The 24350-nt window shown below is 60.8% G+C and carries 21 protein-coding genes and 1 tRNA gene; 4 read left to right on the top strand and 18 right to left on the bottom strand.

All coding sequences use genetic code 11. The features are described from left to right. Positions 1-219 precede the first annotated feature (219 nt). The 10 genes from WKI89_RS16185 to lnt all read right to left on the bottom strand — a co-directional run bounded on the left by WKI89_RS16185 (position 220) and on the right by lnt (position 12470). A complete protein-coding gene (locus WKI89_RS16185) occupies positions 220-2070 on the bottom strand; it encodes a S9 family peptidase (protein WP_337871373.1) in 1851 nt (616 codons plus the stop codon). Between the two features lie 108 nt (positions 2071-2178). Continuing rightward, entirely contained in the window at positions 2179-3258 is a 1080-nt protein-coding gene (locus WKI89_RS16180) for a hypothetical protein (RefSeq protein ID WP_337871372.1), read from the bottom strand. 509 nt (positions 3259-3767) lie between these two features. Then, positions 3768-4778 carry an oligopeptide/dipeptide ABC transporter ATP-binding protein gene (locus WKI89_RS16175; protein ID WP_337871370.1) on the bottom strand — a complete coding sequence of 337 codons (1011 nt, stop codon included), beginning with the start codon at positions 4776-4778 and terminating at the stop codon, positions 3768-3770. Continuing rightward, a complete protein-coding gene (locus WKI89_RS16170; RefSeq protein ID WP_337871369.1) occupies positions 4775-5803 on the bottom strand; it encodes an ABC transporter ATP-binding protein in 1029 nt (342 codons plus the stop codon). Before WKI89_RS16170 ends, WKI89_RS16175 begins: the two co-directional genes overlap by 4 nt. Before the next feature lie 77 nt (positions 5804-5880). After that, positions 5881-7452 (bottom strand): ABC transporter permease, encoded by a 1572-nt coding sequence (locus tag WKI89_RS16165; protein ID WP_337871367.1) that lies wholly within the window; start codon positions 7450-7452, stop codon positions 5881-5883. 11 nt (positions 7453-7463) lie between these two features. Then, positions 7464-8660 carry an ABC transporter permease gene (locus WKI89_RS16160; protein WP_337871365.1) on the bottom strand — a complete coding sequence of 399 codons (1197 nt, stop codon included), beginning with the start codon at positions 8658-8660 and terminating at the stop codon, positions 7464-7466. Positions 8661-8715: 55 nt separating this feature from the next. Next, positions 8716-10449 (bottom strand): ABC transporter substrate-binding protein, encoded by a 1734-nt coding sequence (locus WKI89_RS16155; protein WP_337871363.1) that lies wholly within the window; start codon positions 10447-10449, stop codon positions 8716-8718. A 246-nt stretch (positions 10450-10695) separates the two neighbouring features. Continuing rightward, on the bottom strand, positions 10696-10923 hold the full coding sequence (gene secG / locus WKI89_RS16150) for a preprotein translocase subunit SecG (protein WP_337871360.1): 228 nt from the start codon (positions 10921-10923) through the stop codon (positions 10696-10698). A gap of 29 nt (positions 10924-10952) precedes the next feature. After that, positions 10953-11038, bottom strand: a tRNA-Leu gene (locus WKI89_RS16145). Positions 11039-11075: 37 nt separating this feature from the next. Further along, complete coding sequence (gene lnt / locus WKI89_RS16140) at positions 11076-12470, bottom strand: apolipoprotein N-acyltransferase (protein ID WP_337871358.1); 1395 nt, start codon at positions 12468-12470, stop codon at positions 11076-11078. A 122-nt stretch (positions 12471-12592) separates the two neighbouring features. Between lnt and WKI89_RS16135 the strand changes: the two genes are divergently transcribed. The 4 genes from WKI89_RS16135 (at position 12593) to WKI89_RS16120 (ending at position 17666) form a co-directional block, all read left to right on the top strand. Next, complete coding sequence (locus WKI89_RS16135; RefSeq protein WP_337871356.1) at positions 12593-13303, top strand: metallophosphoesterase family protein; 711 nt, start codon at positions 12593-12595, stop codon at positions 13301-13303. Positions 13304-13612: 309 nt separating this feature from the next. Beyond that, positions 13613-17008: an AAA family ATPase gene (locus tag WKI89_RS16130; protein ID WP_337871354.1), complete on the top strand. Its 3396-nt coding sequence runs from the start codon at positions 13613-13615 to the stop codon at positions 17006-17008. Positions 17009-17115: 107 nt separating this feature from the next. Then, positions 17116-17439 carry a hypothetical protein gene (locus WKI89_RS16125; protein WP_337871352.1) on the top strand — a complete coding sequence of 108 codons (324 nt, stop codon included), beginning with the start codon at positions 17116-17118 and terminating at the stop codon, positions 17437-17439. A 26-nt stretch (positions 17440-17465) separates the two neighbouring features. Then, entirely contained in the window at positions 17466-17666 is a 201-nt protein-coding gene (locus WKI89_RS16120; protein WP_337871351.1) for a hypothetical protein, read from the top strand. A 39-nt stretch (positions 17667-17705) separates the two neighbouring features. Here WKI89_RS16120 and WKI89_RS16115 read toward each other — a convergent pair whose 3' ends face one another. From WKI89_RS16115 to WKI89_RS16080, 8 genes are all read right to left on the bottom strand, one after another. Beyond that, complete coding sequence (locus WKI89_RS16115; protein ID WP_337871350.1) at positions 17706-18077, bottom strand: DUF1801 domain-containing protein; 372 nt, start codon at positions 18075-18077, stop codon at positions 17706-17708. A 48-nt stretch (positions 18078-18125) separates the two neighbouring features. Beyond that, a complete protein-coding gene (gene queG, locus WKI89_RS16110; protein WP_337871347.1) occupies positions 18126-19232 on the bottom strand; it encodes a tRNA epoxyqueuosine(34) reductase QueG in 1107 nt (368 codons plus the stop codon). A 42-nt stretch (positions 19233-19274) separates the two neighbouring features. Further along, positions 19275-20693 carry a HAMP domain-containing sensor histidine kinase gene (locus WKI89_RS16105; protein WP_337871346.1) on the bottom strand — a complete coding sequence of 473 codons (1419 nt, stop codon included), beginning with the start codon at positions 20691-20693 and terminating at the stop codon, positions 19275-19277. Positions 20694-20930: 237 nt separating this feature from the next. After that, on the bottom strand, positions 20931-22208 hold the full coding sequence (gene bshA, locus WKI89_RS16100; RefSeq protein ID WP_337871343.1) for an N-acetyl-alpha-D-glucosaminyl L-malate synthase BshA: 1278 nt from the start codon (positions 22206-22208) through the stop codon (positions 20931-20933). Between the two features lie 10 nt (positions 22209-22218). Beyond that, positions 22219-22692, bottom strand: a complete 474-nt coding sequence (locus tag WKI89_RS16095; protein ID WP_337871341.1) for a universal stress protein — start codon at positions 22690-22692, stop codon at positions 22219-22221. Between the two features lie 32 nt (positions 22693-22724). Continuing rightward, positions 22725-23234: a universal stress protein gene (locus WKI89_RS16090; RefSeq protein WP_337871340.1), complete on the bottom strand. Its 510-nt coding sequence runs from the start codon at positions 23232-23234 to the stop codon at positions 22725-22727. After that, on the bottom strand, positions 23231-23425 hold the full coding sequence (locus tag WKI89_RS16085) for a hypothetical protein (protein ID WP_337871337.1): 195 nt from the start codon (positions 23423-23425) through the stop codon (positions 23231-23233). Before WKI89_RS16085 ends, WKI89_RS16090 begins: the two co-directional genes overlap by 4 nt. 2 nt (positions 23426-23427) lie before the next feature. Beyond that, positions 23428-23934 carry a hypothetical protein gene (locus WKI89_RS16080; RefSeq protein WP_337871336.1) on the bottom strand — a complete coding sequence of 169 codons (507 nt, stop codon included), beginning with the start codon at positions 23932-23934 and terminating at the stop codon, positions 23428-23430. Positions 23935-24350 lie beyond the last annotated feature (416 nt).

Raw genomic sequence — 24350 nt, 5'->3', positions numbered from 1 at the left:
TCGGAGCTATTCCTCAAGCGGATTCATGCCACGACCCTCGAAGGGTTTGTGCTCAAGGTGTGGGGCTTCATCTTTGCCCACAACTTCAGGCGGCTGGCCAGTATTTTGTAGGTGACAACTTGGGTTACTTATACGGAAATACTTAGTTTTCAAAGTCAGATTCTCCAAGTCGAGCTTGGGAGCAAGCTCGCTCCGTGAAACTTACCTCTCGGCATCCCTTCACAAATATGCCTTGAACCACTCCAGATACGCATTCAAGCGGGCTATGCGGCGGTCGGGCCGCCCCGAGCGGCTCAGTTCGTGTCCCTCCTCGGGAACCCTGAAGAACCGGGTGGGCACGCCTTTTTGCAGAAGCACGGTGTACCAGGTTTCGCCCTGGTCTATGGGGCAGCGGTGGTCTTGCTCAGAGTGCACCACCAGGGTGGGAGTTTGTACCCGATGGGCCAGCGAGAGCGGGCTTTTTTGCCACAGCACCTCGGGGTTCTCCCAGGGCCTGGCCCCCAACTGCAGGTAGGTAAATCGCGGCCCAATATCGGCGGCACCATAAAAGCTCGTCCAGTTACAAATGCTGCGGTCGGTAACGGCAGCCTTGAAGCGTTCGGGGTGACGGGCGGTGAGCCAGTTGGTCATAAAACCCCCGTATGAACCCCCCGCTACGGCCACCCGGCTGGGGTCTAGTGGGAAGTGGATCAGCACATGATCCAAAAAACCCAGCAGATCTTTCTCGTCTATATCTCCCCAGTGCTTTCCCAACTCCACATAGTCTTGCCCATACCCCGTCGAACCCCTCGGATTGCAATAGGCTACGGCAAAGCCCGCAGCCCGAAAGAACTGCAACTGAAGCATCAGGGCGTTGCCGAAGGCGGTGTGGGGGCCACCGTGAATGTACAGAATCACGGGATGGCGGCCCTCGCCTTCCGGCAACAACACCCAGCCCTGCACGCTATGCCCCTCGGGTGCGGAATAGCGCACTTCTTGCGGGGTGGACAGTTCGGGCAGCACATCGGCGTTGGGGTCGAAAAGCATCTCTCCTCGGCGGGTCAGGCGAGCCCCATGGGTATAGTTTTCCGAGAGGGTATAGAGGTCGTTGTTACAGAAGGCAAAGCCTAGGATGTTAAAGGCTGCCGGACTAAAAAACTGCGCTTGCCCCTCGAGCGTCACCGCCAGCAGGCGGGCCGAACCCTCCTGCGTAACCACCACATAGACCCGTCCATCAGGCCCCACTTTGGGGGTTTGTGTGCCGCTGCCGATGCGCATATCCGAGTTGACCGTGTTAAGGAAAGAACCCTCGGCCAGCAAGCGAATATCTCCATCCAGCCCTCGGTAATAGAGCTTGGACTCCGTACCACCCCCCCGTTCCCAGGCATGGGCCAGATAAACCAGGCCACCGTCTGGGGTGGGTTCCAGACCAGCAATGGGCCCACCCCCCCCAAACAGCTCGTCCATCCGTCCATCCAAACCCACATGATAGGCCCGTTGAATCCAGCCCCAGCGCTCCTCTGGAGAACCTGCAGCAGTGAAGTACAACCCATTCCCCACCGCGTTCCATACCACCTCTTCGACATCCTGGGCCAGCCTGACCAGGGGCTTGGCTTCCCCGTTTTCCCACAGCCAGAGTTCTCTGGGCCGCCCTGGCAGCAAACCCCTGGCATCAAACTTTACTGGCCAAGTCTCGTAGATTCGGGGTTCGTCGGGTTTAGGCGTCTCGTAGTCCCCTCGGGTCAAAAGGGCGATCCGGCTACCCTCCGGGCTCACCTTGTAACCTTCCACCCCTGCCTTCAGCCACGTGACCTGCTCTGCCTCGCCGCCCATCAGAGGCATACGAAAAAGTTGTGGAACCTTGTCCGCCTTGCGGGTGAAATAGATATAGTCTCCGCGCCAGAAGGGTGCTTTGGCATCGCTCTGGGTTAGAAAGCGCAACGCCTTGTCCCATGTGGCCAGGCGGGAACGGTAGCGGGGTGGCTCTTTCTCGGGCCGCTCAACATCGGTGTAAACGAAAAGGGGTTTGCCCCCAGGGCCTTCGGTCAGATCGGACAGGAAACGGAGTTGATACAACAGGTCGGTTGTCACCCCCATACTTTACCTGACCAGCGGGTCAGCGGGGGAAGCTCACAGGAGGCTGGTGGAAGGCTGCGAGTAGAGAAAAATGTGCCGAGAAGCGACACTGTTCTTCTCTACTCAGCGCTGTGGCAAGGTCAGGGTATAGGTATACGAGCGGTTCTGATTGGGGGCCAGGGTAAAACGGATACGGTAGCCCTCGGGGATGCGCTCGAGGCCCTCCCCTTCCAGTGTGAAGGGTTGTGGCATCATCTCCTGGATTTCGACTTCCACCGGATAGGACTTGGGATTGCGCACACTGGTGGTCACGCGGAAACGGTTGCGGGCCTGTTGTTCAACCTGGCGGGTGGCCCGGCCCTCGGGATCGGGGCCCAGCATCAAAGAAACGTTGTTCCCCTTGGCGGTATCGCCGGTGCCGGCTTGCCCTACAAAGACGCCTTGCTCACGGATGCTAACAACACCGGCGGCTAGGTTTTCTGGAGCAGCAAAGCGGAAACCGCGCACAAAAGCGAGTTCGCGCTCGGTGCTGAAGCCCATCTGTAAACGCCAGAGATAGATGGGCTGCACTCTGGTTCGGATAAAGGGAAGCTCGGTAAGGCCCGGCTCGAGGGTCACCTCCCCCGGCAAGCGGTAGCGGTAGGTGCCCGCTGCCTCCCCCGCGAATTCCGCTTCAGATACATCTGTAGCAGGCGCTGCTTGCAACATCCGGGTTTCAGGGCGGGGAGCCGGTACGTTGAACCCCCCCTCCAGCAAGGGCACGCTCCCGGCCACCAGTTCGGTTCGGCCCAACTGCAAGGGGCGGCCCAGCCCGTTGGTCAGGGTGGCCCAGCCCGTGAGTTCGCCATCCTCCAGCGTGTAGCGCAGGCTCCAGGTCAGGGCTCGAGTCAGATAAGCCAGCGTACCGGCCCCTGCACCCTGGTAGCGGAAAATAACCTTGGGACCAGGTGCCGCGTTGAATCCGCTGGGGTCGGGATAGGCCACCGTTCCGGGCAGCCCCACCAGATAGCGGCCCTCGTACAGGTATAGATTCCGCTCGGCACTCACCAGGGTTGCCCTGCGCCACTGGCCTTCCCAGTAAAACTGCAATTCCTTGCCCACATAGGCCGTCAAAGGGTTCTGCTGGGCTGCCACCTGCACACGGCGCAATTGTTCGGTCACCCCAATCAAACGCAAGGTTCCGGGCACCAAACTCTGAAACAAAGCCTCGCCTGGCTCCCAAGTCCACTCATTTTGTGGTAGCGTCTGTGGTTGTCTTAGTTCAGCAAAACCACGATATACAACCGATTCCTGAGCCTGAACTGCACCCAATAGCACTACCATCCATAACAAAAATTGCTTTCGCATGGGCCTAGTAAATCACCTTGCTTGCTGCACCGGGTGAGAGGGTGCTTATCAAACTTTGAAGTTGCCTGCTGCACACACTACGCTGGCATTTGCCACAATTACAGTGCATGGCAAAACGCTATATGCATATTCGTGGGAATCGCTCTCGGCCTCGACTGCATGGTTCTGTGTTGGTGTACATCCCGGAGATGCTTGGGCCGGTTTGCTGATTTGGCCAAGCAAAAAGCGCCCATAGGAGGCGCTTTTCGTATAGAGCGGTTCTCGGAAGGAACTCAGCAATCCTCAATAGCTAAAAAGCTGTGCTGAACTCGTTTTTTCCCGCTAGGACGAGCGGCAAAAATAGAGGGAACCGCGATAAGCCGGAACTAGTTTAAGCCAGGGATATCGTCGCGGATGCAGGCTTTGAAGTGCCCAGGTGCGACTTCCTTGAGTTCGGGCACGGTATTGGCGCACTCGGCAATGGCGTAGCGGCAGCGGGTGCGGAAGACGCAGCCCGAAGGGGGGTTGATGGGGCTGGGGATATCGCCCTGCAACACGATGCGCTCCCGCTTGATGGTGGGGTCGGGGGTAGGGATGGCCGAGAGCAAAGCCTCGGTGTAGGGGTGGCGCGGCTTGAGGTAGAGGTCGCGGGAAGGGGCCAGCTCCATAATCTTGCCCAGGTACATCACCGCCACCCGGTCGGAGATGTACTCCACCACCGCCAGGTCGTGGGCAATAAACAAAATGGTCAGGCCCAGGCGCTCTTTGAGGTCTTGCAGCAGATTGACCACCTGGGCCTGAATCGAGACATCCAGTGCCGAGACCGGCTCATCGGCCACGATAAATTCGGGGCGTACTGCCAAGGCGCGGGCGATACCGATGCGCTGGCGCTGCCCGCCGGAGAACTCGTGGGGGTAGCGCCGCACGTGGTCGGGGTTGAGGCCCACCAGTTGCAACAGTTCAGCTACGCGGTCGTTGCGGGCCTGGGCCGAACCTTCCAGGTTGTGGATGACCAGCGGCTCGGCAATGATGTCACCCACGGTCATGCGCGGGTTGAGCGAGGCAAAGGGGTCCTGGAAGATAATCTGCATCTTGCGCCGGTAGGTTCGCAGTTGGTTTTTGGGAATGTGGGTGATGTCGGCACCCTCGAAATTGATGGTGCCGTCGGTGGGTTCAATCAGGCGCAGGATGGTACGGCCTACGGTGGTTTTGCCCGAGCCGGACTCACCCACTAGACCCAATACCTCACCCTTCTTCACCACAAAGCTCACATCGTTAACCGCTTTTACGTTTGCAACCACTCGAGAAAGAATGCCCCCGCGAATAGGGAACCACTTCCTGAGGTTGGTCACCTCTACCAGGTTGGCTGTTGTTGTACCAGGGGTTGCTGCGCTCATGCTCCCACCGCCTCACCTTTTTGAATCTCGGCCCAGCGCACGCAGCGCACCATGTGCCCCTCCCCGGCGTCCTGTAGCACGGGAATATCGGTGTCGCACAACCCCGGCTTGAAGAACTTGCAGCGCGGGTGGAAGGCACAGCCCTGGGGCAGGTTGAGCGGGTTGGGTACGTTGCCGGGAATGGCCTCGAGGCGCTGCTGGTGTGTGGCGGCCAGGTCGAGCCGGGGCACCGAGTTCAAGAGGCCCATGGTGTAGGGGTGCAGGGGCTTCTTGAAGGTGGGCACCACATCGGCCTCCTCCACCGCCCGGCCCGCGTACATCACCACCACCCGGTCGGCCATCTCGGCCACCACGCCCAGGTTGTGGGTAATAAACAGGATGCTCATGCCGATCTCTTCGCGGAGCTTGTTCATGAGTTCCAGAATCTGGGCCTGGATGGTCACGTCCAGGGCTGTGGTGGGCTCGTCAGCGATGAGAAGCGAGGGGTTGCAGGACAGCGCCATGGCGATCATCACCCGCTGGCGCATCCCCCCCGACATCTGGTGGGGGTAGTTGGCCAGGCGCTTTTTGGGTTCGGGGATGCCCACCAGGTCGAGCATATCGGCAGCTTGATCGAGGGCTTCTTTCTTGCTCTTGCCCTGGTGCAGCACGATAGCCTCGGAGATCTGGTCGCCCACAGTATAGACCGGGTTGAGGCTGGTCATGGGCTCTTGGAAGATCATGGCGATATCGTTACCCCGGATCTTGCGCATGGTGGCCTCGTCTTCTTTGGCCAGGTCGCGCACCTTACCATCCTTGCCCCGGAAAAGCATCTGGCCGCCCACAATTTTGCCCGGCGGGTTGGGAATCAGGCGCATCATGGCCAGGCTCGTGACCGACTTGCCGGAGCCCGACTCGCCCACCACGGCCAGGGTCTCCCCTTTTTCAATGTGGAAAGATACACCGTCTACAGCCTTGACCACGCCATCGTCGGTGAAAAAGTGAACCTTGAGGTCTGTGACATCCACCAGCCGTTTTTCGTCCATTCCAACTCCTAAGCACTGCAAAAGCAGATTGCGACATTATATCGCTATTGGGTTCTTGGTCACCAAGAGCCACGCCCTTACACCTTGGTGCGGGGGTCGAGGGCATCGCGCAATCCATCTCCCATGAAGTTGTAGGCCAGCACCGCCAGCAGGATAAAGACGCCGGGAATCAGAAGCCAGGGCCGCTCGCTAAAGGCCGTGATGCCGGTGGCCTGGGCCTTGGAGAGCATGAGACCCCAGGAGGTAGCGGGCTCCTGAATGCCCAGCCCCAGGAAGGAGAGGCCCGACTCGCCCAGGATGAACCCAGGAATGGCCAGGGTAACCGCCACAATCAGATAGGTGTAGGTTCCCGGCAGCACGTGTCGGATGATGATGCGGGCATCGCCAGCGCCCAGGGCCTGCGCAGCCTGGGCAAACTCCATCTCGCGCAGTTGCAACACCTGACTGCGGATGATGCGGGCCAGCCCGCCCCAGTTCACAAAGGAGAGAATCGTCACCACCAGCACGAAGCGCACCGCCGGCGGCACTTCCATGGGAATCAGCACCGAGAGGATAATCAGCAAGAAGAGGTCGGGGATGGCCGCCAGCACCTCGACGGTGCGCATGATGATGGTATCCAGGTCGAGCTCGATGCGGGGCCAGAGCAGAATGTAGCCGATTGCCCCGAGCAACACCGCACCAATCAGGGCCGCTATGATGGCCTCGAGGCCCCGGCTGCTCTGCCAGAAACCCCAGACCGTAATCCAGAGGAGCCAGGCGATGCCCACCCAGGCCGAAAGCCAGAGCAAAGCCCTAGCCAGGTGACTTTTCCAGACCAAGGCGTACAGAATTCCTACCAACAACGCGACGCCCACCACCAGGCCCAGCGCACCCAAAGCCAGGGTACTCACACGCTGAAGGTCGGGTCGGATGTAGTTCTGGTAGCCATACCCAATTCCCAGCAGCAGGCCAGCGATGAGCACCAGCCCCAAAGCCGCCGTCAGGTGGGTATACCAGGGGCTGCCCCGGATAAAAGCCCAGAACCTTGGGTTGAGTATCCCGATACTAAACGTAACCGGACGACCGGCATAGTAGCCGGAGATACTGCCCATGAAGATACCGATAATGAGGGCCAGGGCTACCGCAAAGATGCCAATGGTCAGGCTGATACGCCCGCCAAACCAGATACGGCCCCAGATGTCCCGGCCAAAGTCGTCGGTGCCCCACAGGAACAGCTTGGCCTGGTCTTCTAGCAGCCACGGCCCGCCCATCAGGCGCAGGTCGGTAGGGATGAGCCCCAGGAAGCGGTAAGGCTCTCCCTTTACAAAAAAGTAGATGGGATAGCGACCTTTCTCACAGTCGGTGATGACCTCGACCTTGAAGGTCTCGAGGTTCCGGCGCCGCTCGGAAGCACACACATAAGGCCGGGTCAGACGCCCCTGCTCGTCACGCCAGAAAATTTGGGTGGGCGAGGCAAAAGAAAAATCGCGGAAGCTTTTCTCTTCTGGATATGGCGCCAGGAAATCGGCAAACAGGGCGCCTAGATAAAACACCAGCAGCACCGCGGCGCCCAGCCGGGCCAGGGGATGCCGCTTGAAGCGAATCCAGGCTTGCTGAAAAAAACTGCGGTTGGCCTGTGGGGTGGTATTCATTTGTGCTCTTCGTAGCATACCCATCCCCCCTAGCTGTAGCGGATACGCGGATCCACCATGGCCAGCAGCAGATCCGAGACCACGTTGCCAATCATCAACAAAACGGTGGTAATGGTGATGAGGCCCATAATCACATAAATATCAATCGCCGAGATGGCCTCGAGCAGCGCCGGGGTGATACCGGGCCAGGCCATGGTCACTTCCACCAGTCCGGCCCCGCCAATCAGGCCCGGCAGGAGCCCCCCAATGCCAGCGATAAAGGGGATCACCGCATTGCGCAGGGCGTGCTTGTAAATCACCACCCGCTCGTTCAAGCCTTTGGCGCGGGCGGTGCGGATGTAGTCCTGCGAGAGCACATCCAGCATCTGGCCCCGCATCACCCGCATCAGCCCAGCCAGACCCGAAGTACCCACCACAATCACCACCGGGAAGGCATGCCAGAGTACGTTGGTGGCCCTAGCCCAGAGGGGCGAATCACTGTAGGGCAGCCGTTCGGGTAAGCCCGGCCCCTGCAAAAGCGGCCAGAGCATCAACAAAGCGCTCATACCAAACAGCACCAGCCCAGTCCAGATGCCAAAGGTAGGGGCTTGCTTGCGTTGGGTTCGCACCCAGAACAGCCCCGCAAAGATGAGGGTGCCCAGCAAGGCGGGCGGAAAAAGTATCTGGGCTGCACGGGTCATGTTCCCCAGGTGAAGAAACTCATCGGTCATACCGCCGATTGGCAAAAGGCGCCTATCGGTTAGGTCGGAGAGCCAGACCGCCAAAAAAAGCATGATCAGCCCAAAGAAAAAGTTGGGGATGGCCAGACCCAAAAAAGCCAGCACCGTGAAAGTGCGGTCGGGCCAGGTGTACTTGCGGATGGCCGAGTACACCCCGATGGGAATGGCAATCAGATAGATCATCAGGGTGGCCAGCACCACCAGCACCATGGAGTTTAGGATGCGCTGCCCAATCACGTTCCAGACGTCGGTCTTGTAGGAAAGGGACAGCCCCAGATAGCCTTGCAGGATGCCGGAGAGCCACTTGGCATACTGCACCGGCAGGGGCTGGTCGAGGCCGAGTTGCTGGCGCAGGTTGGCGATGGACTCGCGGTCCTGGGTGGGGTCGAGCTCGAGCCGCGTGACAAAATCGCCGGGCGCGAGCTGAATCACCAAAAAAGCCAGCAAGGTAGCCCCAAAGAAGGTAGGCACGAGCTGGAGCAGCCTTCGTACAACGTAAGCGAACATAGAACCTCAGTATGAAGGCAAGGGGTGGCAGGCCACCCCTTGCCCCAGAAGGCCTTTACTCCTTAGCAAAAACGGTCTCGATGTAAGGCGCTTGCCCGGTGATGGAGTTGATCTGCTCTTTGGGGAACATACCACCCAGGCGGGTCAGACGGGCCGGGTTATAGGCCGGAGCCACGGTGTAGATGAGGGGCAGGTTCTCGGCCACCACCTTCTGGAACTGCACGTAGATCTGGCGGCGCTGGGCCTGGTCGAGGGTGGTTGCACCCCGCTTCATAAGGGTGTCAATCAGCACCTCGAAGGCCTCCACTTTGGCCGGGTTCTTGCCGCCTACGCCCAGGTTCCAGGCGTGCAGCGAGCCGTTAAGCTCCCAGACGTTGCGGCTGAAGGCTGGCTCGATACCACCGGTCAGGCCAATCAGGATGGCATCGAAGTCGCGGGTGCCGTCGGCGGCCGGGCTGGTGAGCTGGCGCACCAGTTCGTTGAAGTCAATGGGCCGGTACTCCACCTTGACCCCAATCTTGCGGGCCTCGTCGCGGAAGATCTGGGCAATACGCTCGCGCACGTTGTTGCCCTGGTTGGTGACCAGGTTGAACTCCAGCACCTTGCCCTGGGCGTTTACCAGCCAGCCATCGCGGTTCTTGCTGCGGAAGCCCAGCTCGGCCAGGAGTTGGGTGGCTCTTTGCGGGCTGAACTCGAACTTAGCCACATCGTCGGTGAAGAAGGCCTTGTTGGGGATGGAGATGGGGCTCCACTGGGGCTGCCCCAGACCGCCCAGGGCCACCTCGATCATGGACTTCTTGTCCATCAGGTGGGCCATGGCCCGGCGGAACTTCACCTGGCGGAAGAGGTTTTCCTTAAAGGGGTCTTTGTGGTTCCAGTTGAAGACGATGAAGTTGGTGCCCAGGGTTACGTCCACGTTGGGGAAGATCTCGGCCCGCAGACGGTTGCCCCGGATGCGCTCCAGCACCTGGGCCACCTGGTCGGCGTTGGCGGCGGAGAAGGTGTCGGCCTCACCCGCCAGGAAGCGCGCAAGCTGGGCGTTGAGATCGGGCACAACCTGCACGGTGTAGCGCTCGAGGTAGGCCACCGGGTTGTTGCGCTCATCCACCCCCCAGTAGTTGGGGTTGCGCACCAGCACCACCCGCTCGCCCTTTACGTAGCTATCGAGCTTGAAGGGGCCCCCCGAAACCACCTGGGCCGGTGGGGTGTCCAGGTTCCACAGGGCCTGAAGCTGCTGCACCCCCGCACGGTAGGCTGGGCCAAAGATGTGCTCGGGCACGATATACCAGCCCTGGATTAGCGCGGGTGCGTAGGGCTTGGGGAAGTCGGCTCGCACGGTGAACTGGTCTACTTTGGTCCAGCGGATGGGCTGCCCGTCGAGGATGAAGCTGGTGCGCGCGTTGGAGTTGACCCGCTGGTCGGCATGTACAGTGGCGCTAAAGACCACATCGTCGGCATCAATAGCCTGCCCATCCGACCAACGTGCCCCTTCACGCAAACGGAAAATTACGGTCAGGCCGTTGTTACGTACTTCCCACGACCTGGCCAGGTTGCCCTCAGGGGCCTGGGTGTAGGGGCTGTAGCCGGTAAGGGTAGGCAGGAACAGGCCGATGATATCGGTGGAGGAGGTTTCGCGGGCCACAAAAGGGTTCCAGGTACGCGGGTCGGAGATAGAGGTAATCCGGTACGCCCCGCCTGCACGACCCGGCTCGGTGCCCTTGAACACCTTGGGCTGGGCCAGGGCCAACCCGGCTAGGGCGAGCATTCCTAAGACCAACAGTTTCTTCATTTCTAGCCTCCTGGTTCTTTACCGTTCACCACCCTCGCTGCTTCAGGGGAAAAACAACAACGAGGTGGACTTGGTACAAAGCTATATAGCCTTACTGCGACTGTCAAGGGCCGCTAGGGGAATTTGCACTTGGATTACATCCACCAAACGGTGGATGGGCTTACACCATCATTGCACTGCTCTCACAGCAAAATACCCTTCCGGACAGACGAAGGGCATTGCTGGGTGAGGATTTTAACCAACGGTTTATCGGTTAAAAAACCGGAACGAAAAAGCCAATACCACGAAGATCACCCCGAGCACCACGGTGATTCGGTAGAGGCCCCCCGTCACGCCTCTGGTACTAAAAAGGTCGGTAGAACCCCCGAACATATCGCCTGCGCCCTGTTTGGGTTCTTGCGAGAGCACCAGGTAGACCAGAAACCCGGCCACCGCGATATAAAGAAAGATCAGGATGTTTTGTAGAATTTCCACTACAGGCCTCCACTACTGGCGGTGCTGGTTGGTGCCGGGAATGGGACTCGAACCCACACGGCTGTTAACCGTCCGATTTTGAGTCGGGTGCGTCTACCAATTCCGCCATCCCGGCACGCAGTCCAAAAGTTCTGGCATATTTGCCAGCAAGACTAAACTATAGTGCCTTTTGCACGGATTCGCAAGCCAAGCACCCCTAAAGCCCCCGCCAACACCACGGCCCAGTCTCCCCAGCGCACATAGAGGGTTTGGCTCTGCAACAGGGCAAACTGCCCGGCCAGAAAGCCGGGTTGGCGCTGGGGAATCCGAGCCGTGACCCGACCGTAAGGGTCTATGATAGCCGTTACACCATCGTTGCCAGCTCGCAGCAGCCAGCGCCCGGTTTCAACCGCACGCAAGCGGCCCATCTGAAAATGCTGCAAACCTCCAAAGCTAGGGCCATACCAGGCATCGTTGGAGCCCAGTTGCAAAACCTCCGCCCCACCCAGCACCAACGCTCTGGCAACAGAAGGAAACACCGATTCGTAACAGATGAAGGCTCCATATTTATCCAGGGGAGGATAGCCCCTACCGGGGGTGCGGCTACCCAGCCCCCCTTCAAAGCCCAAGGCTCGAAAGAAAAAAGTGTATACGGAACTTAAGGCTGTGCTCCAGGGGAAATTTTCGCCAAATGGCACCAGCCGATTCTTGTCGTAGAAGTGGGTAATTTGCCCGCTGAACAGACGCACTGCCCGGTTGGTTGTACCCGTTTCCAGTCCACTGATGAGTTCGCGGTGGCCCAACAGGGTTACCAATTCGGGCGAGAAGCCCGCCACGGCCGTCTCGGGCCACAGTACCACCTGGGTCTCGGGGTGGGCTTGCAAACCCTGGCGGGTTATTTCGAAATAGGTCTGCTCGGCGGAGATGCCCTCGAGCTTGCGCAGCGGATTGATGTTTCCCTGCACCAGCAGGGCTTTCTCACTGCCCTCTACAGCCGGCAGCGGCATCAACCACAGCCCCACCCAGAACAGCCCAATCCCGGCTAGCCCCAGCGCCGGAGCCGAAAAAATTACCCCTTCTGATCGCAGGCGTTGCCAGCCATAGTGCAGACTGAGGGCTACAACCAGCACCAGTAGCGAGAGCAGATACACCCCACCCACACTCGAGAGCACCCGCCCCGGCGCATCCACCAGGGCATAGCCTAAAAAGCCCCACGGGAAAGCTATTTCCCACAAGGAGGTGAGGTATTCTTGCACCACCCACAACCCGGCCCTGGCAAGCGGCCTACCTCGGGTCAGGCCAAATACCGCCCCCCAGATGGCCGCCTTGATCAGAACCAGCGGCAGGTAGGGCACCGCCCCCCAGAGCGTTTCAAATAGCACCACAAAGCTGAGCGGCAGCCAGATCAGGTGCACCGCCCAGAAGCCAATTCCGGCCAGCAGACCAAAACCAAAGCCCCCCCTGGTCAGGAGCCAGATCAAAGGTAGTGGAGCCAGAAAACCCAGTGGCGTTGGCGGCAGACAGAGTGCCAAGGCAATACCTAGAAGAAGTGGAATCCAAAGCTGCACTGATAAAGCATATAATGTGGGGTTTAGAAACGTCTGAATTATCGAGCTAGCAACACCGTCTTCAAGGGTGAGGGCCAAATGAGTCAGTAGGTTTTAGACATTCATGGCAGAATGGAACAGCCATGCGGCTAGGGATCATCGCAGAAATTCACGCCAACCTGCCGGCGCTGGAAGCAGTTTTGGAGGCGCTGCGCAAAGAGGGCATTGATCAGGTGCTGGCGGTGGGGGATCTGGTGGGATATGGCCCTCACCCACGCCAAGTGATTCGCAAGCTGGACAAAGAAGGCATCCCCTGTGTACCCGGAGCCGCCGACCTACGGGTGGCGTATGCCCTTCCCTCCCCGGCCCGCGAGGGCATTGCCGAGACCACCATCGTCTGGACACGGGAGCAACTGAGCACCCGTGAAATGCACTTTTTGCGCAACCTACGTTCCCGCCACCGCTACGAAACACCTGAGGGGCGCTTGATGGTTTTTCATGGCTCGCCGGAAGACCCAGAGCACAAAGTGGACCTCAACGATGCGCACCCGGCGGAAATTTTGAAAATGTTGGAGAGCATCCGCTCGCGCTATGCGGTGGTAGCAGGCAAACACATCCCCTTTCGCCGGGTGGTACACAAAGGGGTGGTCTACGACCCCGGCTCGGTCGGGCTAAGCCTGGGGGGCGAGCCGGGGGCCGATGTGTTGATCCTGGAAGACGACATCCACGGCGAAATCCACCACCGTTTTCTCAAGCTGCCCTACGACTATGGCCAGGTTACGTTTGACCTGGCCGCCTGGGAATTACCCGAGGTGTTGGCGGAAGTGGTGCGGCAGGGGCGGTTCCACAAATGAGTTTCTCCATGGCAACCAAGGAGAATCCATGTTCCAATGACAAAACGGTGCTCTAGTCGTTGCCAACTCCTGGTAGCGAACTCACCGACGAACCCAACTCTTCTGCTTTGAGACCAGAAAATGCAGTCCATGACGTACATTTACCACTATTGATAAGTTAGGTTATTTTTCAGAAACCAGTTCGAGCTCGAGCCCTTCCGATCCCTTGTAACTTGACGAACCATGCCGAACCCTTCTCCCCGACCATCCGGACTCTTTTTGCAGTTGCTGGGTCCGCCGAGGATGTGGTTGGATGGTAAACCCGTCGCCTTGCCCACCAAAAAGCTGTCGGGACTAGTGGCCTATCTGGCCTTAGAGGATGCCACCACCCGCACCAAGCTGGCTAGCCTGTTCTGGAGTGAGAACGACGAAGAAAGCGCTCGGCGCAACCTACGGCGAGAGCTGCACCGTCTGCGCGAAACCCCCCTTAGGGGCTGCTTGCATATAGGAGAAATAACCCTGCACTTGGACACACACCAGACCGACGTGGCGCAGTTTAGGGGGCTGCTCGAGCAAGGCAGGGTTGAAGCTGCTCTGGAGGTGTATCGGGGCAGCCTGCTCGAGGGGCTCGAGCTGCCGGGGGCCACAGGGTTTGCCGAGTGGTTGGAGCAGCAGCGGGCGGCCTTGCATCGCCTGTGGCAGCAGACCCTGCTCTACCAGGCCGAGAACCTCGAGACCCGCGGCGACTTGCGGGCCGCGCTGGAAATCCACCTGCAACTGCTGGCCCAGGACGACCTGCAAGAGCGGCACCAGCGCGAGGTGATGCGCCTGCATTATCTGCTGGGTGAGCGCGAGGCTGCGCTGGAGCGCTTTGAGCGTTTCCGGGGCATTCTAAAGCGAGAGCTGGGCCTCGAGCCCTTACCCGAAACCCTACACCTGGCCGAGCAGATCAGGAGCGCATACAACGCCAGCCCCAAGCCCATCGCCACCCAGACCGCAGGGCCTGGGCTCCCCCTGCAGGCACCCCTGGTAGGCCGTGAGCAGGTGCGGTTGCAGATGGAAGCCGCCTGGGAGCTGGGGCAGTGGGTACTGCTCTCGGGCCCGGCGGGGGTAGGCAAAACCCGCTTGCTGCAGGAGTTTGCACTGCCCAGGGGCCAACCCCTGACCTACGGGGGCCGCTCCGCCGATGCCAGCCTGCCTTACGCCACCCTGAGCCGCGCCCTGCGGGAACAATTGGCCACCCTGCCAGGCCTGGAGCTGGCCCCCTGGGTGCGGCGCGAGCTGGCCCGCCTGGTGCCGGAGCTTCAGGACACCCCTCCAGGCCTTCTACGGGCCCAGGACGAGCGGCTGCGGCTGTACGAAGCCTTTGCGGCCTTCATGGAAAGCACCGTCCGGGGTGAGGTGGTTTTGCTTTGCGACGATCTGCAGTTTTTCGACCTGCAAAGCCTGGAGATGCTCTTGTTTGCCCTCGAGCACCTGCGCGCGCAGGGCCTGGGCCAGCGGCTGGCCATGGCCTACCGCAAGGGCGAACTCCGGCCCGAAGCCCAGCGCCTACTGCAGCGCTTCACCCACGCCCACCCCGGACTGGAGCTCGAGCTGGGCCCACTGACCGAGCCGGAGCTGCTCGAGCTGGTGCGCCGCCTGTCGGGCTCGCCCGAGGGGCAGCTCTTTACGCGAAGGCTGCACCGGGCCACCACCGGCAACCCTTTTTTTGTGCTGGAAACCCTCAAAACCCTCTTCGAGGCGGGGCTGCTGTGGGTGAACCCCGAGGGCGGCTGGGAGACGCCCTTCGACGAGGAGACCAGCGACTACCGCGAGCTACCCATCCCCCAAAGCGTGCGCGAGGCCGTGCTGCGCCGGGTGGATAACCTGGGCCAGGGGGCCAAAAGGCTGCTGGAAGCCGCCAGCCTTACCGCCGACGGGTTTAGCCTGGCCACCCTGGGCGGGGCCACCGCGCTGAGCGAGTGGGAGGCCCTGGACGCCCTCGAGCAGGCCCTGGAGGCGGGCATCCTGGAACCCACCCCCCAAGGCTACAGGTTCACCCACGACCTATTTACCGAGTCGCTGCGAGAGACCCTTTCCGCCGAACGCAGACGCCTGCTGCACCGCAAGCTGGCAGCCAGCCTGCAAAGCCTGAGCGGCCCTGCCGCCGCCATCGCCGAGCACCTCGAGCAGGCCGGGCAGCCCCAGGAAGCCATTCGCTGGCGCATCCGGGCCGCCGAGGCCGCCGCGCAGGTCTCGGCCCATTCCGAGGCCCTGGCGCAGTATCAAAGGGCGCTGGAACTGGGGCTCGAGCTGCCGGAGGCCTTCCCGGTGCACCTGGCCCGGGCCGACCTGTACCAAAGCCAACTGGACTATGCCCGCGCCCAACAGGCGCTCGAGCTGCTGGAGGGCAAAGCCCGCTCGAGCAGCGAACAGGCCGAGCTGGACGTGGCCTGGGCCCGGCTACTGTTTCACCTGGGGCGCTACGAGCTGGTTCGCGAAAAAACCCTTCTAGCCTCGCAGAAAGCGCCCCCAGGCCCCACCCAGGTGCAGGCTTTGCGGCTACTGGGTTCTTCGCTTTTTCGCCTGGGCCAGCCCCAAGAGGCCATCGAGCGGCTCGAGCAGGGCCTGGCCGCCGCCCAGCAGCACGCGCCCGAGCAGGTTCCCACCCTGTGCATAGACCTGGCCTATCCCCTGCTGCAACTGGGGCACACCCACCAGGCCCGACAAAGCGTGGAGCAGGCCCTGCGCCTCACCCAGCCCTGGCAGCGCGACCACGCCCTGGCCCTCAATGCGCTGGCCCGGCTCGAGCTAGCCAACAACCAAACCGCCCTGGCCCAGCAGTGCCTGGGGCAGGCCCTCGAGGTCGCCTACCGGGTGCACGACCAGACCCTGGCCTTTGCCTTCCTGACCAACCTGCTGCGCGTCCAGCTCGAAACTGGCGACCTGGGCGAGGCCCGTGCCCGCCTGCTGGAGGCCGAGACCCGCTTCAAGGAAGCCCACCCCCGCACCCAAAGCACCCTCAAGCGCCGGCTGGCCGAGGTGGAGTATCTCTCCGGCCAACTGGGCACCGCCCTGCAAGCCCTGGATGCGGCCATCCAGATGGCCGACACCCTGGGCGAGCGCGACCAGCAGGTGAGCTTGCGGGCCCTTCAGGCCACTTGGCTGGGGTATCTGGGAGCCCTGCCCCAGGCCTGGGAGGTTTGCGCGGCCCTCGAGCAACTCCAGCCCGACTCGCCGCACCTGGACTGCACCAAGGCCCTGCTGCACCTGTTGGAAGAGAACCTGCCCGCCGCCCAAGCGCTGCTCGAGCCCCTGCACACCCAGCCCCACCACCTGCCGGAAGCCCAGGCCACGGTCTGCTGCTACCTGGGCCTGGTGGCCAATGCACAGCACCAGCCCGAAAAAGCCCTGGCCCTGGCCCAGACCCGCTACCCCAGCGGTGCTTTGCACACCCTTAACCTGGCGGTGCGCCTCGAGGCCACCCGGCAGCTCGGCCAGGCCCTGGCCGCCTTGCTCGAGGAAGCCCAGACCCTCCTGGCGTCGGGCAAAGCCCCTCCGCTGGAAGGGCTCGAGCTCCGCCAGGCCCTGCTGCGGGCCTACCAGGCTTCCGGCCAAACCAGGAAGGCCAAAAAGCTACAGCACGAAACAATACAAAAGGTGCGAGCGCTGGCCGCAACGCTCGAGGGCTACCTCGAGCTAAAGCAGGCCTTCCTCCACAAAAACCGCGACTTGATCGCTTAAAAAACCCCTACCCAGCTCCCTTTCTTCCCGCAACGCTCCCGCAACGCCCCCTCGTCTACCCTGGGGCCACGGTGAATCCAAAACACCGGGTAAAGGGCGGATACTTCATGGCCCGAGCGATAATCAAGGTATTTCTAGTGGGTTTGGCTGTCCTGCTGGCCGCGTGTTCCAGCGGAGGGGGTGGTGGGATCTTCACGTCCGACAATGCCTTTGGCGGGCCTGTTCCAGCGGGGGCTAGTCTGGTCAGCCCCGAGGAGTTCCAAAGGCTCACCCAAGACCCCGAGTTCCGCTGGGAGTCCCAGATCGCCCGCCAGACCCGCAAGTGGTGGGGCAGCGGGTTCCAGTGGCCTACCTACCCGACGACCCGGCCCGCACCACCACCCTTCACTGGGCCCGGATTCCCACCAGAAGCTGATGTATGGGTGCGTTGAACCCAGCGCCAAGGAAGATTTAGACCATGAACACAACCCGGCCCAACATCCCCCAACTGCTCCGGGAGTACCGGCTCTGGGTCTACCCCGAGGCCCAGGGCCAGCCTTGGCACGCCACGCTGGAAAAAGTAGACCAGTCCGAGCGCTTGGAGTTCGACTCACCCCTCGAGCTGGCCCGGTACCTAGCCAACCTCACCCACCCCACCCCACGGGGGCGGCTGCGCTAGCTTGGCCGATACCCAGCTCATGGCAGATATCTAGCATGGCTACTGTTTTTTGTTGGGTGGGTTGTTGGCACTGGCGTACTGGCGATGGAGCGCAACCGCGACCCGACCGATGAGATCTAGGGGTAGGGGCTCGTTGTACGGAAACGATAGATTGCCCTTCGGACCCCGGTAGGGCTCCAGTTCCTGAACAAGGGCTGCATCCTCGGTGAGAGGTGGGTAGATGCCGATATGGTTTTTGAACGATGCAAAGTAGAAAAAAATTCGACCGTCTCTATAAGCGGGCATGCTGTAGCCGATGCAGCGAGTTGCACTCGGTAACAATGCCTCGACCTGGGCCCGGATGGCCTCGAGCCTCTGCCGAGCCTGTGGCGATACCGACTCGAGATATGCTTCATGCGTGGCAAATGGCATGTTTTGTATTGTAGACCAGCACCTAACCAAACCAGCGCTAAAGCGGATTCATCCATCTCTATGCTGCCCTTCCAGCAACCCCAACGCCAACTCGGCCACCTGCGGCTCCGGGTCGCGGCGCAGCGGCTCGATGGCATCGAAGTCGCCCAGACGGGCCAGGGCCTGGGCGGCTGTGGCCCGTACCACCGGATTCACGTCCTGGGCGCCCCGGCGCACCAGGGGCAGGTAGTCCGGGTTACCCAGGTTGGCCAGCACCACCAGCGCGTTGCGGGCCATGCGGGTACGGCCTGGGCGCAGGAAAACGGTTCCAGCATATTTGCGTTCGAAGGCCTTGGAGGATAGATAGAAAAAGTCTTCCAGGTTGGGGTAGGCCAGCTCGGCTTCGGGGACAAAATCCCGCCAGAAAGACCTGGCCTTGCGGTTCCAGGGACACACCTCCTGGCAGATATCACACCCAAACAGCCAGTCGCCAATGCCCGCCCAAAGCTCGCCCGGAATCGGGCCGCGGTGCTCGATGGTCCAGTAGCTGATGCAGCGCCTCGAGTCCAGGGTTCCATCGCCCAACAGCGCCTGGGTGGGGCAGTGGGCCACGCAACGGGTGCACCGTCCACAGCGGTTGGGGTAGGGCTCTGACGGGGGGGGCTCGAGCGAGGTGAGGAGCACCGCCAGCGTAAGGTAGGTGCCCTCCCGCATCCGCATCAGCATGGCGTTGCGGCCAATCCAGCCCAGGCCGCCCAGCGCGGCATAGGAACGCTCGGACAGCGGGCCGGTGTCCACGTAGCCCTTGGCTTGCAGGCCCAGGCGCTGTGCTAGGTGCTCGAGGGCCTCCAAATGCGGCTGTATCAGGCGGTGGTAATCGCGCACCCAGGCGTAGCGGGCCACCCGCCCCAGGCGAAGGCCACCGGGGGGCTTTGGGGGCGGCGGGTAGGCATGGGGGGCAGCCAGTATCAGCACGCTTCGGGCCCACCCGAAGCGCTGGGATGGGTTGAGCCGGGTTTCCAGGTTCTGGGACAGGTAGGCCATCTCGGCTTGCTTACCCCAGGCCAACCAGTCGCGGTAGCGTTGCTGGGTTTCCTGCGGCAGATCCAGGCCAGCCCAGGCGGTCAGAAAGCCCCGCTCCTGCGCTGCCTGCCTGAGAATTTCAGCCGCATTCACCCCCTGATTGTGACGTGTCCAAGGGGCAAACACAAGCTTGCCTCAAGGCACCGGCCTAGCAGGCAAGACCACTGAGACGGTAGTGCCTTGCCCCGGTTGGCTGGCGATCTGGATGGAACCCTGGTGGCGCTCCGCAATCCAGCGGGCAATGGCCAAACCCAACCCACTACCGCCAGGATCGCGCCTACGGGCCTTGTCGGCACGATAGAAGCGGTCGAACACATAGGGCAGATCTTCAGGGGCAATTCCGATGCCGGTATCCTGAACCCGAAGGTGGAGGTGGTCACCCTCGGGCTTCAGCTCTACTTGCACCAAGCCGGTGGCTGGGGTGTATTTGAGCGCATTATCGAGCAAGATCACCACCAGTTGTTCGAGATAGTCCCGATCACCCAGCACCCATAGGGGTTGAAGATGGGCTTCTAGGTGTTGCCCTTCGGTCAGGTGGGCTGCATCGCGGATCGCCTCCTGTACCACCTCGTCCAGCCGAAAACGGGTCTGGCGCAGGGGCATCCCGGCATCGCCCTTAGCCAGCACCAGCAAGTCGGCTACCAATCGAGAAAGCCGCAAGGCCTCGCGCTCAGCCTCACTAAGAGCTACCTGGCGATCGGCTGCGGGCATCTCGGGGTAGCGCCTCAGCAGCTCGAGGTTGCCCTGAATCGCCGCCAAAGGAGCCCGCAATTCGTGGGAGGCATCGGCCACGAAACGCTTCTGAACTTCAGCGGCCTTGGCTAGGTTTTCCAGCATCTCATTGAACGTCACCGATAGCCGCCCCAGTTCATCGTGGGCCGCTATGGGCTGTACCCGCATCGTGAGGTCGGCGGAATGGGCAATTTGCTGCACGGTCTCGACCAGCCGGGCAATCGGCTGCAAGGCCCCCCCCGCCAGCATCAAACCCAGTCCAAACACCGCCAGAATCGAGATCAACCCTACGGCAAACAACAAGGTTGCCAGCCACCGGACTGAGGTATCCAAGAGACCCAGCGGGGTGAGCGCCTCGAGGTAGCCCAGCGTCTCCTGCCCCTTGACCAGAGGGGTCACATAGACCCGCCAGCGCTGCCCATCCTGGCCTTGCTGGAGCAGAAAAGCCCCTTCGCTGCGCGTCCAGGGCAAACGCAGCAATCGGGCTATCGGATCGGCATACACCGAGACATCCTGCTCGAGTACCCTCTGTGGCTTGATGAGTTCGAGGGGAGGCTCCAAACGCGAGCCCCGCTTGAACTGCCCTGTGTTGTCGTATAGGCGAAAAGCCACCTGAATCTCGGAGATGTCCGCCTCGAGCACATACGAGGTGCCCGACTCCTGCCAACCCACCGCCACATGGTTGGCCGAAAGCACCAGTACCTGGTCGAGGGTCTGGTACTGCCCCCGGGTGTAGGCCGAAAAACCCAACAGCGATACCAGCGCAATCAACACCGTACATAAAGTGCCATACCATAGCGCCAGCCGAAGCCGAATAGACATTCTGGCCCTACTATAGCCTCCGTTGCTGAGCTTTGGTTTACGCACGATCGACGCTGGAACTCCAAACTACTGCTCTTTCCGTGATGACTACACTATTACAACCTCAGATTCCATCCTTCGAGGGAAGCAACCTCTGCGAGCCCCCCAGGAGCCAAAGTATTCCAGAGAGCACCCTTCATCCTCTGCAGTTCCATCCCAGGGTGACGTTCAATTTCGTTCCAGAACCCCGAATGACCCTCAAGTTGCCACCACCGAACGACCCTCCAGCACCGACTGGTAGATTTCCAGATAACGCGGCAACACGCTTTCGGGTTGGAAGTCGGTGATGGCACGGGCTCTGGCAGCTTGGCGCATCTCGCGGTGAAGGGCCACATCTTCCAGGATTTGCAACGCAGCCCAGGTCATCCCCTGCACATCGCCAATTGGTCGCAGGAAACCGGTGATTCCGTCCAACACCACCTCCGGGATGCCGCCCGCGTTGGAGGCCACCACCGGCACCCCACAGGACATGGCTTCCAGGGCCACCAAACCAAACGACTCCTGCTCCGAGGGCAACAAGAACAAATCGGCCACTGAGAGGAATTTCTCGATCTGGGGCGTGGATTCGATAAACTGCACCCGCCCAGTCAGCTCGAGCTGGTGCACCAACTCCACGCACTCGCCACGCTTGGGGCCATCGCCAATCATCAGCAGCCGGGCCGGACGTACTTCGGCAATGCCGGCAAAAATACGGATCACATCCTCAGGGCGCTTGACTTCACGGAAGTTGGAAACATGTACCAAAATCGCCTCGTCCGGCTGGGCGAACCGCGCCCGGTAGGCCGCGTCGGTATTGGGCTTGAAACGCTCCGAGTCTACCCAGTTGTAAACTACCTCAATTGGGCGATCTACTCCAAAGCTGCGCTGGGCTTCCTGGGCAAGGGAGTGGGAAACCGCCGTCACCGCGTCGGACTGCAAGATGGCATGCTTGGTAGTGTGGGCAAACGCGGGCTCCAAACCCATTAGTGTGACATCGGTGCCGTGTAGGGTGGTTACCACCTTGATGGGCAAACCCATATCCCGCGCCAGAATGGCGCTGGTCGCGTGGGGGATGGCATAGTGGGCATGTACGATCTCGATCCCGTGTTCCTGAATGACTTTAGCCAGCGAGTTGGCCGCCGTCAGGGTTACCATCGAGTCTTTGAATAAGGGATAATCCGCGCTCAAAAACTCGTGAAAATGCAGCTTGGCCGCTGGCCCCACCGAGCGCTTGGTAATCTTGCTGATCCAGTTGAGCACACTCTGGTTGCCTTGTTGAATCAAGCGGGCCAGCGCACTTTGTGGCCTAGGCTCAGTTCCCAGATCGCGCCAATCGGCCTGCGTCCGATTGGCAAGCCGTTCCTCGGTAAGGCGAAAAGGCCGCTCCGCTGCTATCACATGAACGGTATGACCCAGCTCGGCCAGGGCCAGAGCCAGCTCGGTTGCCACCACCCCAGAACCTCCAGCGCTGGCATGGCACAGTATGGCAATTTTCATAGGCTTCCTTTCAAGAGATCAGTCGGGTAGATGATATGGGTTCGTTTTGCCGATGTACCGCCGACGTAGATCGCTCGGCACATACCAAGATGACGGGCACCTGGAACTTCTCCAGCAGGTGGAGGGCTAGCTCGGGATGTTTGGGTTTGGCTATCAAGATCAGGTCGTAGGGCTGCCCCGAGGCTCCAATATCCTTGAGCGGGTCGCCATAGACCAGCCGGGCATTGGCCTGCACCCTGGCCAGCGAGGCCGCTGCCAGGGCCTCCTCGAGGATTTCCCAGCCTAGGTGAGCTGCCAGGCTCTCCCGATCCTCGATGGTGTCCAGCTCATCGCCTTGATAGGTTTCCAGATAACGTCGAGCGTCGTTTAGCACAAAGGCCAGATGCAGCCGGCTGCCAAAGGCTTGGGCCAGCTCCACCCCCCGCACCACCGCTGTGCGGCTGTGGATGCTGGTATCGATTAGGATCAAGATATGCTCGTACATCCACTACCTCCGGTGGAGATCCCCTCCAATCCCTAGCCGACACGGGAAAGCAGAGCGGTGGTTTCTGGATCGGCCCAGCCCACATGGGTATCCACCACCCTTTTTGGCAGATGTACCACCATGACATCGGCAGGTGCGCGGCGCAACACCTCCCGGCTCACCGAGGACGATAACCAACCCCACCAGTTTTTACGCTCCAGGCGGTGCAGTACAATTAGGTCTGCCATCCAGTCTTGCGCTGCTTGGATAATGCCCTCCACCACGTCTCCTTGCCGTAGCTCTGCCCGAACCCCCAGCCTGTCGGCCAGCCGCCGGAGCTTGGCTCGTTCCTCGGCCTCTACTTCCTGGGCTATTTGTGGCAGATAGTACAGATTAGCTCCTCCCAAGGAGGAGGGCATCAGCAGACTGAATACCTGCCCAGCCTGCCCCACATGCAGCAGTCGGATATCAGCCTGGGGATAGCGCTGACGCACGACCTCGAGCACCATCTGGGTATGCGCCGAGCAATCGGTTGGAACCAGGATACGTCGGATGATCCTCATGGCAACCTCTCAAACTCTTTGAACCGATAGGTCTGGGGTTCCCGCTCGGGTCTTTCTAGTTCAACTGCCTCCTCTTCGGATTCGGAATGTTTGGAGATGTGTATAAACCCAGCCAATCCGCCCAAACCCACCACGATCAGCCCAAACAGCAACAGGGCCGCGATAATCTCCAGCCACGGGCTCCAGGGCATGGCTAGCCTCCTTGATTGAACAAGGCTGCTGGAAAAGCCGGTTTGATGCTCCGGGTATAGCGGAACTGGTCGTCTAGCAGACTGTACAACCGATTGGGTGAAACCGTCAGAAAAAGGTCTTGTTTGGGGTCTTCGCTGCCCACCACATAGCCCACAATCGTGCCCGTGCTGGTTTCCAGTGTCACCCCCGCCAGAACCCCTAGCGGCACCCCTTCGGGCAGTGTCAAAAGTGACCCCAGCACTTTGGGCCGGGCCAGCAACTCGGCCATGCGCTGGCTTAGGTGGGGTGAGGGGCGCATATCCCAGACACTGATGGTGTCACCCGACAGACCATGTACCATCTGGAAAGGCACCACTGGGGCTTTTGGCGACCATACTGGGCTAAGCAAAAGCCCCAGCAACACGTGGTGCTCATAGTCCACCAAGAGATCGTATACCTCGCCCAGCTCTTCCTTGTCGGGCTCCAGGAGTACTTTCCGTCCTATGAGTTCTTTTCCCCGTATTCGCATGGCCTCCCTCCTCGGGCAAAGCCTAGCGCCCAGGACTGAGGCTGTCCTGTTGACAAGCTGAGGGCTGGCTGAGTGGTCTGGTAAGTTGTATTCACCCATAATAGTTACATGAGCCGAGCCATGACTGCAGTTGTAAATCTGAGTGCTGAGGAGCGTACGAATCTGGAACAGATGGTCAAGAAGATGGTGTGCGGAGAGCGAAAGTATAAACGAGCCCGCACCTTGCTGTTACTGGATCATGGGTTTGGACTTTACCAGGTGGGGTAAAGCAGGCTTTGCAATGTGATCGAGTATCAGAGCCGCTACTGCCTGGCGGCAGTAGCCACCCTGACCGAAGATGCCCAGGCGGCGAGCAATGCCCTGGGCCAAGCCATTCTTCAGACTGAGCGGCTCAAGCTCCCCACGCAAGGCATCGA

The sequence above is a fragment of the Meiothermus sp. genome, from assembly GCF_037443965.1.
Classification (GTDB): Bacteria; Deinococcota; Deinococci; order Deinococcales; family Thermaceae; genus Meiothermus.
The sequence above is the reverse complement of the archived record's forward strand: the minus strand, read 5'-3'. Positions and strand labels throughout refer to the sequence as shown.